Origin of the sequence: Bradyrhizobium sp. 87 (assembly GCF_023073015.1) — a bacterium.
Lineage (GTDB): Bacteria > Pseudomonadota > Alphaproteobacteria > Rhizobiales > Xanthobacteraceae > Bradyrhizobium > Bradyrhizobium canariense_D.
Window position 1 is genome coordinate 413,531 of sequence record NZ_JADPIQ010000148.1, and the last position, 12,936, is coordinate 426,466.

12 protein-coding genes are annotated in these 12,936 nt (G+C 64.9%); 8 read left to right on the forward strand and 4 right to left on the reverse strand.

Annotation, left to right across the window (positions count from 1 at the left end; translation table 11 throughout):
* The first annotated feature begins 5 nt into the window (after positions 1 to 5).
* The gene (locus IVB50_RS40350; protein ID WP_018456995.1) at positions 6 to 917 is read left to right on the forward strand and encodes an NAD(P)-dependent oxidoreductase; all 912 of its coding nucleotides are present in this window, start codon (positions 6 to 8) and stop codon (positions 915 to 917) included.
* A gap of 11 nt (positions 918 to 928) precedes the next feature.
* Positions 929 to 2,002 (forward strand): malate/lactate/ureidoglycolate dehydrogenase, encoded by a 1,074-nt coding sequence (locus IVB50_RS40355; protein ID WP_018456996.1) that lies wholly within the window; start codon positions 929 to 931, stop codon positions 2,000 to 2,002.
* Positions 2,003 to 2,195: 193 nt separating this feature from the next.
* On the opposite strand, the gene IVB50_RS40360 is transcribed toward IVB50_RS40355, so the two are convergent.
* The gene (locus IVB50_RS40360; protein WP_018456997.1) at positions 2,196 to 3,269 is read right to left on the reverse strand and encodes a tartrate dehydrogenase; all 1,074 of its coding nucleotides are present in this window, start codon (positions 3,267 to 3,269) and stop codon (positions 2,196 to 2,198) included.
* 157 nt (positions 3,270 to 3,426) lie between these two features.
* Between IVB50_RS40360 and IVB50_RS40365 the strand changes: the two genes are divergently transcribed.
* Together IVB50_RS40365 and IVB50_RS40370 are read left to right on the forward strand one after the other, a co-directional pair.
* Positions 3,427 to 4,203, forward strand: a complete 777-nt coding sequence (locus IVB50_RS40365) for an SDR family oxidoreductase (RefSeq protein WP_018456998.1) — start codon at positions 3,427 to 3,429, stop codon at positions 4,201 to 4,203.
* A 152-nt stretch (positions 4,204 to 4,355) separates the two neighbouring features.
* Positions 4,356 to 5,774 (forward strand): amidase family protein, encoded by a 1,419-nt coding sequence (locus IVB50_RS40370; protein ID WP_018456999.1) that lies wholly within the window; start codon positions 4,356 to 4,358, stop codon positions 5,772 to 5,774.
* A 155-nt stretch (positions 5,775 to 5,929) separates the two neighbouring features.
* On the opposite strand, the gene IVB50_RS40375 is transcribed toward IVB50_RS40370, so the two are convergent.
* The gene (locus tag IVB50_RS40375) at positions 5,930 to 7,036 is read right to left on the reverse strand and encodes an amino acid ABC transporter permease (RefSeq protein ID WP_018457000.1); all 1,107 of its coding nucleotides are present in this window, start codon (positions 7,034 to 7,036) and stop codon (positions 5,930 to 5,932) included.
* Between the two features lie 2 nt (positions 7,037 to 7,038).
* Positions 7,039 to 8,226: an ABC transporter permease subunit gene (locus tag IVB50_RS40380; RefSeq protein ID WP_018457001.1), complete on the reverse strand. Its 1,188-nt coding sequence runs from the start codon at positions 8,224 to 8,226 to the stop codon at positions 7,039 to 7,041.
* Positions 8,227 to 8,312: 86 nt separating this feature from the next.
* On the opposite strand from IVB50_RS40380, the gene IVB50_RS40385 reads away from it, so the two are divergent.
* The 4 genes from IVB50_RS40385 (at position 8,313) to IVB50_RS40400 (ending at position 12,278) form a co-directional block, all read left to right on the forward strand.
* Positions 8,313 to 9,185 carry an SIS domain-containing protein gene (locus tag IVB50_RS40385; protein WP_018457002.1) on the forward strand — a complete coding sequence of 291 codons (873 nt, stop codon included), beginning with the start codon at positions 8,313 to 8,315 and terminating at the stop codon, positions 9,183 to 9,185.
* 3 nt (positions 9,186 to 9,188) lie between these two features.
* Positions 9,189 to 10,538 (forward strand): aspartate aminotransferase family protein, encoded by a 1,350-nt coding sequence (locus IVB50_RS40390; protein WP_018457003.1) that lies wholly within the window; start codon positions 9,189 to 9,191, stop codon positions 10,536 to 10,538.
* Between the two features lie 12 nt (positions 10,539 to 10,550).
* A complete protein-coding gene (locus tag IVB50_RS40395; protein ID WP_085352170.1) occupies positions 10,551 to 11,564 on the forward strand; it encodes an amino acid ABC transporter substrate-binding protein in 1,014 nt (337 codons plus the stop codon).
* A 63-nt stretch (positions 11,565 to 11,627) separates the two neighbouring features.
* Positions 11,628 to 12,278, forward strand: a complete 651-nt coding sequence (locus IVB50_RS40400; RefSeq protein WP_018457005.1) for an aspartate/glutamate racemase family protein — start codon at positions 11,628 to 11,630, stop codon at positions 12,276 to 12,278.
* Here the strand turns inward: IVB50_RS40400 and IVB50_RS40405 are convergent.
* Complete coding sequence (locus IVB50_RS40405; RefSeq protein WP_018457006.1) at positions 12,275 to 12,922, reverse strand: TetR/AcrR family transcriptional regulator; 648 nt, start codon at positions 12,920 to 12,922, stop codon at positions 12,275 to 12,277. The two genes, IVB50_RS40400 and IVB50_RS40405, sit on opposite strands and share 4 nt — an antisense overlap.
* Positions 12,923 to 12,936: the final 14 nt, after the last annotated feature.

The following is a 12,936-nucleotide window of genomic DNA, read 5'->3' on the forward strand; positions in this document are numbered from 1 at the left end:
GAACCATGCGCGGAGTTTTCGTCGACGCCAATGAAACTCTCGCCGTGATCATGGAGCGGCTGGAGCAGCCCGGCGATCCCAAGGTGCGGATCCACAGGGATCCCGACATCAAACCCGAACAATATCCTGAAATCCTCGACGGCGCCGAGATCGCGATCGTCGACCACACCGCGCTGCCTACCGACGTCGCAAAGAAGTGCACAGGGTTGAAGCATGTCGTGTTCCTCGGCACCGGCGCGCGCAGCTACATGAACCCGGAGGAGCTCGCTGAGCTCGGCATCTCCGTGCACCTGATCAAGGGCTATGGCGACACGGCGGTCGCGGAATGCGCGATCACGCTGATGTGGGCTTCGGCCCGCGTCATCGCGATGATGGACCGCGAGATGCGCGGCGGAAACTGGCTCCGCGAAGACGGCATGCAACTCACTGGCAAGACGCTCGGCCTGATCGGCTTCGGCGGTATTGCCGCGGAGGTCGCGCGCATTGCCTTGGGCAGCGGCATGAAGGTGATCGCGTGGAACCGCTCGCCGAAGAGCTATCCGGGCGTGGAATTCGCCGATCTCGACACGGTGTTGGCGAGAGCAGACGTCGTATCGCTGCATCTGCTGCTCAACGACGAGACGCGCGGCATGATCACCCGCGAGATGATCGCGAAGATGAAGCCGGGCGTCATCCTCATCAACACCGCCCGCGCCGCCGTCGTCGACGAGGCCGCCATGATCGATGCCCTGAAGTCGGGCCACATCCGCCATGCCGGCCTCGACGTGTTCAATATCGAGCCATTGCCCGGCGATCATCCGCTGACAAAACTGCCGAACGTGACGTTGTCGGCGCATTCGGCGTTCCGGACCCCGGAGGCGAGCGAGAACCTGATTGGCGCGGCATGGGAGCACTGCCGCCGGATCGTGAAGGAATAAGAGCAACAACAATGGCCGATTACCGCACCATCAAGGCACAGCCGCTCATCGAAGCTATCAGCGCCATCGTCAAGGCCGGCGGGTCTACGGACCGCGAGGCCGAGCTCGTGTCCACCAATCTGGTCGAGGCCAACCTCAAGGGACACGATTCGCACGGCGTCGGCATGATCCCGCGCTATGTCCAGAGCGTCACCACGGGCGGCCTCGCCGTGAACCAGCACGTCAAGGTCGTGCTCGACACCGGTCCGCTTCTCACCCTCGACGGGCTCACCGGCTACGGCCAAGTGATCGGCCATGAAGCGATGGAGCTGGCAGCCGAGCGCGCCAAGCGCAACGGCGTGTGTCTCGTCGGCCTCTCAAACTCGCACCATATCGGCCGCATCGGCCACTGGGCCGAGCAGTGCATCGACCATGGGCTGGTCTCGATCCACTTCGTCAACGTGATCTCGCGTCCCATCGTGGCGCCCTGGGGCGGCAGCGATGCGCGCCACGGCACCAACCCGTTCTGCGTCGGCATCCCGCGCGCGGGCAAGGACCCCATCGTGCTCGACTTCGCCACCAGCAGGATCGCGCAGGGCAAGACCCGCGTCGCCCACAACAAGGGCGTCGAGCTGGAGCCCGGCACGATCATCGACAATGAGGGCAAGCCGACCACCAACCCGCGCTACACCGTGATCCCGCCATACGGCGCCATCCTGCCGTTCGGCGAGCACAAGGGTTCAGGGCTCGCGCTGGTTTGCGAAATCCTCGGCGGCGCGCTCTCCGGCGGGCAGGTGGTCAAGGGTCCGTCCGATGGCAAGCACAACGTCCTCAACGGCATGCTCTCGATCATCATCGACCCCGGCAAGCTCGGCACCGCGGAGAATCTCGCGCGCGAAGTCGAGAGCTTCGTCGCCTGGCACACCGGCTCACCTCCGGCCCCAGGCGTCGACAAGGTGAAGATCGCGGGTGAGCCCGAGCGCGCGACGAAGAAGAAGCGGCTCGCGGAAGGCATCCCTGTCGATCCGACCACCTGGCAGGAGATTCTGGAGGCCGGAAAGAAGTTCGGGCTGGATCAGGCGGCGATCGAGAAGATCGCGGGGTAGTGAGGCGGAGCACGGTGCTCTTCCCTTCTCCCCTTGTGGGAGAAGGTGGCGCGAAGCGCCGGATGAGGGGTTCTGTCCGCGAAGGGAAATGCACAATTGAGAGGTCTGTCTCCGCGGAGACAACCCCTCACCCGTCTTCGATGCTTCGCATCGAAGCCACCCTCCCCCACAAGGGGGGAGGGAAAGCAGCGCTCTAATCCACCATATCCGCGACCGCCTTGCCGCAAGCCGTAGTGTCGGCATTGCCGCCGAGATCCTTGGTGCGGAGCGTGCGCTCTGCCAGCGTGCGCTCGATCGCATCGACGATCGACTTGCCGGCTTTCTTCTCGCCGAGATGCTCGAGCATCATCGAGCCGGACCAGATTGCGCCGATCGGATTGGCGATGCCCTGCCCCGCGATGTCGGGCGCCGAGCCGTGCACCGGCTCGAACACCGACGGGAAATTGCCGTCGGGGTTGATGTTGCCGGACGGCGCGATGCCGATGGTGCCGGTGCAGGCCGGGCCGAGATCCGACAGGATGTCACCGAACAAATTGGAGCCGACCACGACGTCGAACCAATCCGGATGCAGCACGAAGTTCGCGGTCAGGATGTCGATGTGATACTTGTCCCACTTCACGCTTGGATACTTCTTCGCCATCGCCTCCACGCGCTCGTCCCAATAGGGCATGGTGATGGAGATGCCGTTCGACTTGGTCGCCGAGGTCAGGTGCTTCTTCGGCCGCGACTGCGCGAGCTCGAATGCGAACTTCAGGATGCGATCGACGCCGATGCGGGTCATCACCGTCTGCTGCGTCACGAATTCACGGTCGGTGTCCGGGAACATGCGGCCGCCGACGGAGGAATATTCGCCTTCGGTGTTCTCGCGCACGACCCAGAAATCAATGTCGCCGGGCTTGCGGTTGGCCAGCGGCGACGGCACGCCCGGCATCAGCCGCACCGGGCGCAAATTCACATATTGGTCGAACTCGCGGCGGAATTTGATCAGTGAACCCCAGAGCGAGACGTGATCCGGAATCTTGGCCGGCCAGCCGACCGCGCCGAAATAGATCGCATCGTGCTTGCCGATCTGATCCTTCCAATCGTCCGGCATCATCTGGCCGTGCTTCTCGTAATAGTCCCACGACGAGAAGTCGAAATGATCGAAATGAAGGGACACGCCGTGCTTCTTCGCCGCGGTCTCCAGAACGCGCAGGCCCTCGGGCATCACTTCCTTGCCGATGCCGTCGCCGGGAATGACCGCGATCCGGTATTGTTTCTTGCTCATCGAGAACGTCCTTGATTGGTCCGGCAGCCGCCGTCTTTTTGACCGCACTGCAATGGACCAAACGCGACGGCAGTGCAACGCTGCACTGCAATGTTGACCATGGCGCGGCCGACCGCCTACTGATTTTATTCCCGTTCCTCTCCTGCGAGTAACTCCCATGGATCTGCACCTGCGTGGCAAGCGCGTCCTGATCACGGGCGCGTCCAAGGGTATCGGCGCAGCCGCCGCCGAGGCCTTTGCCGAGGAAGGCTGTCATCTCCTCCTCGCCGCCCGCAATGGCGATCAGCTCAAGGCTTTGGCCGAGCGCTTGCGCTCGGCGCACCAGATCGATGCCGCCACGAGCATTGTGGATTTGCGCAGGAGCGAGGATTTGACGCGCCTCGCCAAGGAAGCCGCCGACATCGACGTGCTCGTCAACAATGCCGGCGACATTCCCGCCGGCTCCATTGACAAGATCGACGAGGCCACCTGGCGGCACGCCTGGGAATTGAAAGTGTTCGGCTACATCAACCTCACGCGTATGATCTATGCGCAGATGAAGGCGAAGGGCGGCGGCGTGATCGTCAACGACATCGGCGCCGCCGGCGAGAAATTCGACGCCAACTACATCTGCGGCAGCGCCGGCAATGCCGCGCTGATGGCCTTCACCCGCGCGCTCGGGGGCAAGAGCCTCGCCGACAACATCCGTGTGGTCGGCATCAATCCCGGCCCGGTTGGCACTGACCGTCACGTCACCCTGCTGAAGATGCGGGCAAACCACCAGTTCGGCGACGAGAGCCGCTACAAGGAATTCCAGAAGAGCCTGCCGCTCGGCAGGCCTGCGCATGCGCGCGAGATCGGCGATCTCATGGCGTTCCTGGCGTCGGATCGCGCGGGCTATACGTCGGGGGTCATCTATACGGTGGATGGCGGAATCAGCGCAGGATGGGGTTAACTTATCCTCGTCATTGCGAGCGCAGCGACTTGTCCGCCGAAGCTTTAGCGAAGGCGGAAGCAATCCAGGAATGTATCTGCGGCAAAAGTCTGGATTGTTTCGTCGCTTCGCTCCTCGCAATAACGCCTAAAATAAGCACAGGAGTAGAATAGTTGTCTCAGGACCTGATCCGCGAATCCGCTTGCGCCGTCGTCGACAAGCTGCGCTCCGGCGACGTCTCGCCGCTGGAGCTCTTGGATGTGCTGGAGAAGCGCATCACCGAAGTCGATGGCAAGGTCAACGCGCTGCCGACGCTGTGCTTCGATCGCGCGCGGGATAGCGCAAAGGCGCTGATGCGGAAGCCGGCCGGTGCGCGCGGATTGCTCGCAGGCCTGCCGGTGCCGATCAAGGATCTGACCGATGTTGCAGGTGTGCTGAACACACAGGGCTCGCCGATCTTCAAGGACAACATCCCGGCGACGTCCGACATCCTGGTCGAAAATCTCGAGGCCAACGGCGCGGTCGTCTATGCCAAGTCGAACACGCCGGAATTCGGTGCGGGCGCCAACACCTTCAACGAGGTGTTCGGTGCAACCCTCAATCCCTGGGATACGTCCAAATCGGCAGCCGGCTCGTCAGGCGGCGCGGCCGTTGCGCTCGCCACCGGCATGGCCTGGCTCGCGCAAGGCTCCGACATGGGCGGCAGTCTGCGCAGTCCGGCAGCTTTCTGCGGCGTCGTGGGCATGCGGCCGAGCATCGGCCGCGTCGCGCACACGCCGAAAGCGGCCATCGATCGTAACCTCGGCGTCGTCGGTCCGATGGCACGCAACGTCGAGGATCTCGCGCTGCTGCTCGACGCCATGAGCGGCGACTATGCCGCCGACCCGCTGTCGCTGCCGACGCCCTTGACGTCGTTTCTCTCGGCGGCGCAGTCAGGCAGCAAACCGAAGCGCATCGCCTATTCGGCGGATCTCGGCATCACACCGGTCGATCCCGAAGTCAAAGCGATCACGCGGAAAGCGGCGGAACGCTTTGCCGAAGCCGGCGCCATCGTCGAGGAGGCGCATCCGGATTGGCGCGATGCGCATGAGTGCTTCCACGTGCTGCGCGCGTTCGACTTCGCGATCAGCAAGGCGCAGCTGCTGCGCACCAAGCGCGACCTGCTCAAGCCCGAGGTGATCTGGAACATCGAGGAAGGCCTCAAGCTCACGACCGAGCAGCTCGAACGCGCCGAGGCGCAGCGCGTCGGCATGACAGCGCGTGCGATCGAGTTCTTCAAGCGCTACGATCTGCTGCTGGTACCGACCACGATCGTGCCGCCCTTCCCGATCGAGCACCGTTATGTCGCCGAATGCGCCGGCAAGAAGTTCGACAATTACGTCGAGTGGCTCGGCATCGTCTATGCCATCACGCTCGCCTGCTGTCCCGCGCTGTCGTTGCCGTGCGGCTTCACCGCATCGGGACTTCCGGTCGGCCTGCAGGTCGTCGGGGCTCCGCGCGCGGATGCGCAGGTGATCGCCGGCGCGAAGACGCTGGAGGATATTTTGGGCGTGCGTGGCACGACGCCGATTGATCCGCGGGTGAAGAACTAGGTTCCCGCTCTCGTGCCCCGCACGCGGCGCAGCGCCTCTTCGGCGGTGCGCTGCAGAGCCGGGGCCCAAGTCTCCAGGACTTCCCGTGTATCCCTGGGTCCCGGCTCTGCGGTGCAGCGCTTTGCGCCGCACCTTGTCCGGAACACGCGCGGCCTTCACCTTCCGCTCGTCGCCTCCAGGCTCCGGCTATACCGCGACATCGCGAAGCAGAAGACAAAATAGATCACGGCGACGAAGATGTAGACTTCGACGGAGAATTGCTGCCACGCCGGATCGATGATCGCGGTCTTGGCCGTGGTGAGCAGGTCGAAGATACCGATGATCAGAACGAGGCTGGTGTCCTTGAAGAAGGCGATGAAGGTGTTGACCAGCGGCGGGATGACGTGACGGATCGCCTGCGGCAGGACGATCAGCCGGTTCTTGCGCCAGTAGGACAGGCCGAGCGCCTCGGCGGCCTCGTATTGCCCGCGGGGCACGGCCTGGAGGCCGCCGCGGATGACTTCGGCAAGATAGGCACCCGCGAACAGGATGATCGCGACCTGCGCGCGCAAGAGCTTGTCGATGTTGAATCCGTTCGGCATGAACAGCGGAAACATCACGCTCGCCATGAACAGCAGACTGACCAGCGGCACGCCGCGGATCAGCTCGACATAGAGCACGCTGAGCGAGCGGATCGCCGGCAGTTTTGAGCGCCGGCCTAGTGCGACGAGGATGCCGAGCGGGAAGCCGAAGGCCAGACCAAAGGTCGCCAGGATCAGCGTCACCGGCAAACCACCCCAACGGTCCTGCGACACGAACGACAGACCGAGTATGCCACCCCACATCAGCATACTGATCAGCGCGAGCGCTCCGATCCAGAGATAGGCCAGTTCGCGTCGCCATAAGGCGCGGCGGCTGGAGAGATAGAACAGGGCGATGAACAGCAGCACCGCCAGTGCCGGCCGCCACTGCTCGTCGAACGGATAGGTGCCAAACAGGATGAAGCGGTATTTTTCGGGGATGATTGCCCAGCATGCACCGAGTCCGCGTACCGCGCGGCAGGCGCTGGAATCGTTCGCCGGGGTGACCCAGACCGCATTGGCGATACCCCATTGCACGAAGCTGAAAAGGCCCTTTGCGAGCACCGCCAGCAACACAACCGAGAGGATGCCGTTCGGGATCGACGAGAACAGATTGGTGCGCAGCCAGCGCAGCACCGGGTTACCAATCTGCGGGCGGCGGGCGGCGCGCGGTGCTTCCGGAATGTCGGCGATCGCCGTCATGGTCAGCGCTCCACCAGCGCGATGCGCGAATTGTACCAGTTCATGAAAAAGCTGATGCCGAGGCTGATGGTGAGAAACACCGCCATGATCAAGGCAATGGCCTCGATCGCCTGCCCGGTCTGGTTCAATGTCGTGTTGGCGATCGAGACCACGTCCTGATAGCCGATCGCCACCGCGAGCGAAGAGTTCTTGGTCAGATTGAGGTACTGGCTCGTCATTGGCGGCACGATGACGCGTAGCGCCTGTGGCAGGATGATCTGCCGCAGCATGAAGCTGCGGCGCAGTCCCAGCGCGTTGGCGGCATCCCACTGGCCGCGCGGCACCGACTGGATGCCGCTGCGCACAATCTCGGCGATGAAGGCCGAGGTGTAGGTGACGAGCGCGATCAGCAGCGCGAAATATTCCGGCGCGAGCGTCAGTCCGCCGACGAAGTTGAAGCCGCGCAACTCAGGCCATTCGATCGTCCAGGCCACGCCCAGCAGCACGGACACCGCCGCAGGCAGCACAACGAGCAAGCCGAGTGCAAAAGGCCAGGCCGGCCGCGGCTTGCCGTCGCGCATTTGCTGCGCGATGAGCCGCCGCCGGATCACATAGAACACGACAAGTCCGAGCACTGCCGTGCCGAGCACCCAAAGCTGCGGCGTCCCGATGGGAATCGCCGGCAGGATCAACCCGCGATTGGACAGGAACACGCCCTCAATCGGCCGCCATGCCGCGCGCGCGGCCGGGAGCGCCTGCATCAGCACGTACCAGAACAGGAGCTGGAGCAGCAGCGGGATGTCGCGGAGCGTCTCGACGTACACCGCGGCGAGCCGCGACAGCAGCCAATTGGCCGACAGCCGCGAGATGCCGATCACCGTGCCCAGGATCGTTGCAAGCACGATTCCGATCACGGCGACGCGCAGGGTATTGGCGATGCCGACGACAAAGGCCCAGAGATATGAGTCCCTCGGATTGTAGGCGAGCAGGCTGTCGGCGATGGGCATGCCGGCCTCACGGCCGAGGAAGGCAAAACCGGTCGTGATGCGGCGCACGGAGAGATTGGTGACCGTGTTGGACCAGAGGAACACGATGACCGCGACTACGATCCCCACCACCAGAACCTGCCAGAACAGGCCTTTCAGCTCGCGCTGCCCGAAGGCGCCGAAGAAGCGACGGCGCGGCGGCGGTCTCGGACCGTCTGACGTCACAGCACAAAAATCCTTCTCAAGACGGCGATTTCCGGCAGCGCACGTCAACTGTTGCACCAAACTCAGCTTCGTGCAACAAATGTTTCATGGCCGAGCCCGCGAAATCCTCGCCACTGAGCGAACTGCGCATTGCATTGCCATCGCTTCCGATGCGGTTGCAGGAGGTCGGGCGTTTCGTCGCAGCCAACGATTACGACGCCACCACGCGTTCGATGCGCGATCTCGCAGCGGTTGCCGGCGCCGATCCCGCCGCGTTCACGCGGCTTGCCAAGGCGATCGGCTATTCGGGTTGGGATGAATTGCGCGCGGCGTTGACGGAGGCGCGGCGGCCCTCGCAGCTAGCGCCTTTCTCCGGCCGCGCCAAGGGCCGCTGCCACGGCCCGAACGCCGATGTCGCGCTCATCACCGACAAGCTGGAGGCCGAGGCCGCCGGCCTTCCGCGCATCCCGGCCCGGCCGATCGCGGAGGCGGCGCGCGCACTCCACCACGCCAAGCGGATCTGGATCACCGGCTACCGAAGCTGCCGCAGCGTCGCGGAATTGCTGAACTACGAGCTCCGGCTGTTTCGTCCCGAACAGGTGCAGCTCGTCGGCGCGTCCGGCCCCGACGATCTCGATATGGGCGCGTTCCGGCCCGGCGAGGCCGTCATCGTCATCGGCTTCATGCCCTACACCCACGCGAGCGTCCGGGTCGCGCAGGCCGCCTATCGCGCCGGCGCGGCCCTGATCGCGATCGCCGATAGCCCATCGGCGCCGATGGCTGAAGGTGCCGACCACGTGCTGCTGTTCGAGGCGGCCTCCTCTCCCGGCTTTTTCCCGAGCCTCACCGGCGCCATCGCGATCGCGCAATCGCTCGCCGCCGTGACGTTTTCGCTCGGCGGCACGGCCGCGAAAAAGCGCCTGGAGAATACCGAGGCCCGGCTGGCCGCGGCTTCAACTTACGTATCAGAGAAAGGTTGACCCATGGCCGCCCGCACCAGCCGCGTGCTGCATCGCTCGCTGCGCGAAACGCCGCCCAAGGCAATCGGCGGCGAAGGCGTCTATCTCTTTGCCGAGGACGGACGCCGCGTGATCGACGCCTCCGGCGGCGCGGCGGTCTCTTGCCTCGGCCACCAGCATCCACGCGTGATCGCAGCGATCACGAAGCAGGCTTCGACCCTCGCTTATGCCCACACAGCCTTCTTCTCGTCGGAGCCGGCGGAGGCGCTTGCCGAGACGCTGGTCGGCCACGAGCCCGGTGGCCTCGCCTACGCCTATTTCGTCAGCGGCGGATCGGAAGCGATCGAGGCCAGCATCAAGCTCGCGCGGCAATTTTTCATCGAACGCGGCGAGCCGCAGCGGCAGCATTTCATCGCTCGGCGCCAGAGCTATCACGGCAACACGCTTGGCGCACTGGCCGCCGGCGGCAATGCCTGGCGGCGTGCGCCCTATGCGCCGCTGCTCTCCGACGCCTTCAGCCATGTGACCCCGGCCTTCGCTTATCACGAGAAGCACGATGGTGAATCGGACGCGCAGTTCGTGGCGCGGCTCGCCGCCGAACTCGAAGCCGAGTTTCAGCGGCTTGGCCCCGACACCGTCGCCGCGTTCCTCGCAGAGCCCGTCGTCGGCGCCACCGCAGGTGCCGTCACGGCGCCGGACGGCTACTTCAGGGCGGTGCGCGAGATCTGCGACCGACACGGCGCGCTGCTCATCCTCGACGAGGTCATGAGCGGCATGGGCCGCACCGGCACCACGCACGCCTGGGAGCAGGAAGGCGTGGCACCCGACATCCAGGCGATCGCCAAGGGTCTCGGCGGCGGCTACCAGCCGATCGGTGCAATGCTCGCGAGCGGCAGGATCATCGACACAATCCGCTCAGGTTCGGGCGCCTTCCTGCACGGCCACACGTATCTGGCGCACCCTCTCGCTTGCGCCGCCGCGCTCGCGGTGCAGGACGTGATCCGCGAGGACGGCCTGCTCGACCGGGTCAAGGAGCGCGGCAAGCAGCTCGAGCAGCGGCTCACCGAGCGCTTCGGCAATCACCGCCATATCGGCGACATCAGGGGCCGCGGCCTGTTCTGGGCCATCGAGCTCGTCGCCGATCGCGCCAGCCGAACCTCGTTTGATCCCGCGCTGAAGCTGAATCAGAAGATCAAGGCGGAGGCCTTCGCCAACGGCCTCGGCTGCTATCCCGGCGGCGGCACCGCAGACGGCATCCGTGGCGACCACGTGCTGCTGGCGCCGCCCTATATCACCTCCGCGGAGGAGATCGATCTGATCGTCGACAAGCTCGGCACGGCCGTCGACAGCGTATTGCGTCGTGTCAATCACTGAGGGGAGAAAAGCATGATGAGGAAAGTGGTTATCATAGCCGGCGTGCTCGCGGCGTCGACGGTGGTGGCGTCGGCGGCAACGCTCGACACGGTGAAGAGCCGCGGCACGCTGATATGCGGCGTCAGCGCCGGTTTCGCCGGCTTCTCCGCACCGGATTCGCAAGGCAACTACAAGGGTCTCGACGTCGATTATTGCCGCGCGCTCGCCGCCGGCGTGCTCGGCGATGCCAGCAAGGTGCGTTACGTCTCGCTGACCGCGCAGAACCGCTTCACCGCGCTCCAGTCCGGCGAGATCGACGTGCTCTACCGCAACTCGACGCAGACCTATCTGCGCGGTGTCACGCTGGGCCTGCGGCAAGGTCCAATCAACTTCTACGACGGTCAGGGCTTTGTCGTGAAGAAAGACCTCGGCGTGAAGGAGATCAAGGACCTCAAGGGCGCCACCGTCTGCGTCGCGCAGGGTACCACGCATGAGGTCACGCTCGGCGATTACGGCCGCGCCAACGGCATCGATTGGAAGCCGTTGGTGTTCGACCGCGTCGACACCATGTACCAGACCTTCTTCGGCGGCCGCTGCGATGCCATGACCCAGGACGCTTCCGCGCTTGCTGGCGCCGTGACGACCGCGGCGCCGAACGCGGCCGACTACGTCGTGCTGCCGCAGACCATCAGCAAGGAGCCGCTCGGCCCCTTCACCCGCAATGGCGACGAGGTCTGGAGCGACATCATCACCTGGCTGCACTACGGCTTGATCGAGGCCGAAGAGCTCGGCGTCACACAAGGCAATGTCGATGAGATGGCGAAGTCGCAGACGCCCGCGATCCAACGCCTGCTCGGTGCCTCCGGCGATCTCGGCTCGCGGCTCGGGCTCGACAACAAATGGCTGGTCACGGCCATCAAGGCCACCGGCAATTACGGCGAGATCTACGAGCGCAATGTCGGCAAGGCGAGCCCGCTCAAGCTCGAGCGCGGCCTCAACGGTCTCTGGAGCAAGGGCGGCTTGATGTACGCGGTGCCGTTCAAGTAAACGTTTTGCGTGTCCCGGACGCGTTGCGTCCGGGGCTCGCGACCTTCCATCAGGTAACGTTCAATGACGAAGTCTCCTCGCATCGCGCTGATCCACGCCCTCAAGCATTCCATCGCCCCGATCGAAGCTGCGTTCGCGAAGGTGTGGCCGGAAGCGCGGCTGATGAACCTGCTCGACGACAGCCTGTCGTCGGATCTGGCGCGTGACGGCAAGCTCAACGATGCCATGACCGAACGCTTTCTTGCGCTCGGCCACTACGCCGCGGCGACAGGCGCGGACGCGATCCTGTTCACCTGCTCGGCCTTCGGTTCCTGCATCGAGGCGGTTGCGCGCGCACATGCGCCGATGCCGGTGCTCAAGCCGAACGAAGCCATGATCGAGCGCGCGATGACGATGGGCCGGCGGATCGGCCTGCTCTCGACCTTCCCGCCGACGCTGGCTTCGATGCCGCCGGAATTTCCGGCCTCCGTCCAGATCGTGCCGAAACTCGCCGAAGGCGCGCTGGCCGCGCTCGACCGTGGCGACCGCGCTACGCATGACCGGCTGATCGTGGAAGCCGCACGCGATTTGCGCGATTGCGACGTCGTCGCGCTCGCGCAGTTCAGCATCGCGGCAACCGCGCCTCTCGTGGCAGAAGCCACCGGCCGCCCTGTCGTGACCACGCCCGACAGCGCCGTCGAGAAGCTGATGAAGCTGTTGGCGGCGAGGGCTTAAGCGCCAGCCTGTTTCCGGCGCCGCGCGCCTTTGATCGCCGCCGCAAGCGCGGCCTTGGTTTCACTGACAAAATCCTCGACCAGGTCTTCGCGCGTGGCATGGGCCGCCTCGCCGGTGAACAGTCCCTGCTCAGCCAGCATCACCACGCCGTGCACCGCCGCCCAGATCTTGAGCGCCTGCCGCTCGCGCAGATAATCAACGGCCGGGGCTTCCAATGCGTCGACCACGAGCGCAAAGGTTTCGCGGGTCGCTTCGTGCAGCTCGCTGCCTTTCGCCGCACACGACACCGTGCGCGAGGCGAACATCAAGCGGTAGATGCCATTGCGGCGTAAGCCGAAATCCAGCGTCGCCTGCGCCAGCAGCGACAGCTTCGACCGCTTCGACGGCTTTGCCATCGCCGCCCGCAATATCCCGTTGAGCTGCCGGAACGCCTCCGCCGTCACCGCCGCAAGCAGCGCCTCGCGATCGGCGAAATGCCGGTAGGGCGCCGGCTGCGAAACACCCAGCTGCTTTGCCAGCGCCTTGATGCTGATCGCCTCCGTCCCGCCCTGCTCGGCTTCGCGCAGCGCGGCCTTGATCAAGGCGTCGCGGAGATCGCCGTGGTGGTAGGTATTCTCGGGCTTGCGGGCAAGTTGTGAACGCATGTTGCGCAGAGCCT

What these genes read in the sequence shown, in the direction of transcription:
- IVB50_RS40395 (WP_085352170.1), top strand. Translation starts at nt 10,551, where the DNA reads ATGATGAGGAAAGTGGTTATCATAGCCGGCGTGCTCGCGGCGTCGACG.
- IVB50_RS40400 (WP_018457005.1), top strand. Translation starts at nt 11,628, where the DNA reads ATGACGAAGTCTCCTCGCATCGCGCTGATCCACGCCCTCAAGCATTCC.
- IVB50_RS40390 (WP_018457003.1), top strand. Translation starts at nt 9,189, where the DNA reads ATGGCCGCCCGCACCAGCCGCGTGCTGCATCGCTCGCTGCGCGAAACG.
- IVB50_RS40405 (WP_018457006.1), bottom strand. Translation starts at nt 12,922, where the DNA reads ATGCGTTCACAACTTGCCCGCAAGCCCGAGAATACCTACCACCACGGC.
- IVB50_RS40360 (WP_018456997.1), bottom strand. Translation starts at nt 3,269, where the DNA reads ATGAGCAAGAAACAATACCGGATCGCGGTCATTCCCGGCGACGGCATC.
- IVB50_RS40365 (WP_018456998.1), top strand. Translation starts at nt 3,427, where the DNA reads ATGGATCTGCACCTGCGTGGCAAGCGCGTCCTGATCACGGGCGCGTCC.
- IVB50_RS40350 (WP_018456995.1), top strand. Translation starts at nt 6, where the DNA reads ATGCGCGGAGTTTTCGTCGACGCCAATGAAACTCTCGCCGTGATCATG.
- IVB50_RS40355 (WP_018456996.1), top strand. Translation starts at nt 929, where the DNA reads ATGGCCGATTACCGCACCATCAAGGCACAGCCGCTCATCGAAGCTATC.
- IVB50_RS40375 (WP_018457000.1), bottom strand. Translation starts at nt 7,036, where the DNA reads ATGACGGCGATCGCCGACATTCCGGAAGCACCGCGCGCCGCCCGCCGC.
- IVB50_RS40385 (WP_018457002.1), top strand. Translation starts at nt 8,313, where the DNA reads ATGGCCGAGCCCGCGAAATCCTCGCCACTGAGCGAACTGCGCATTGCA.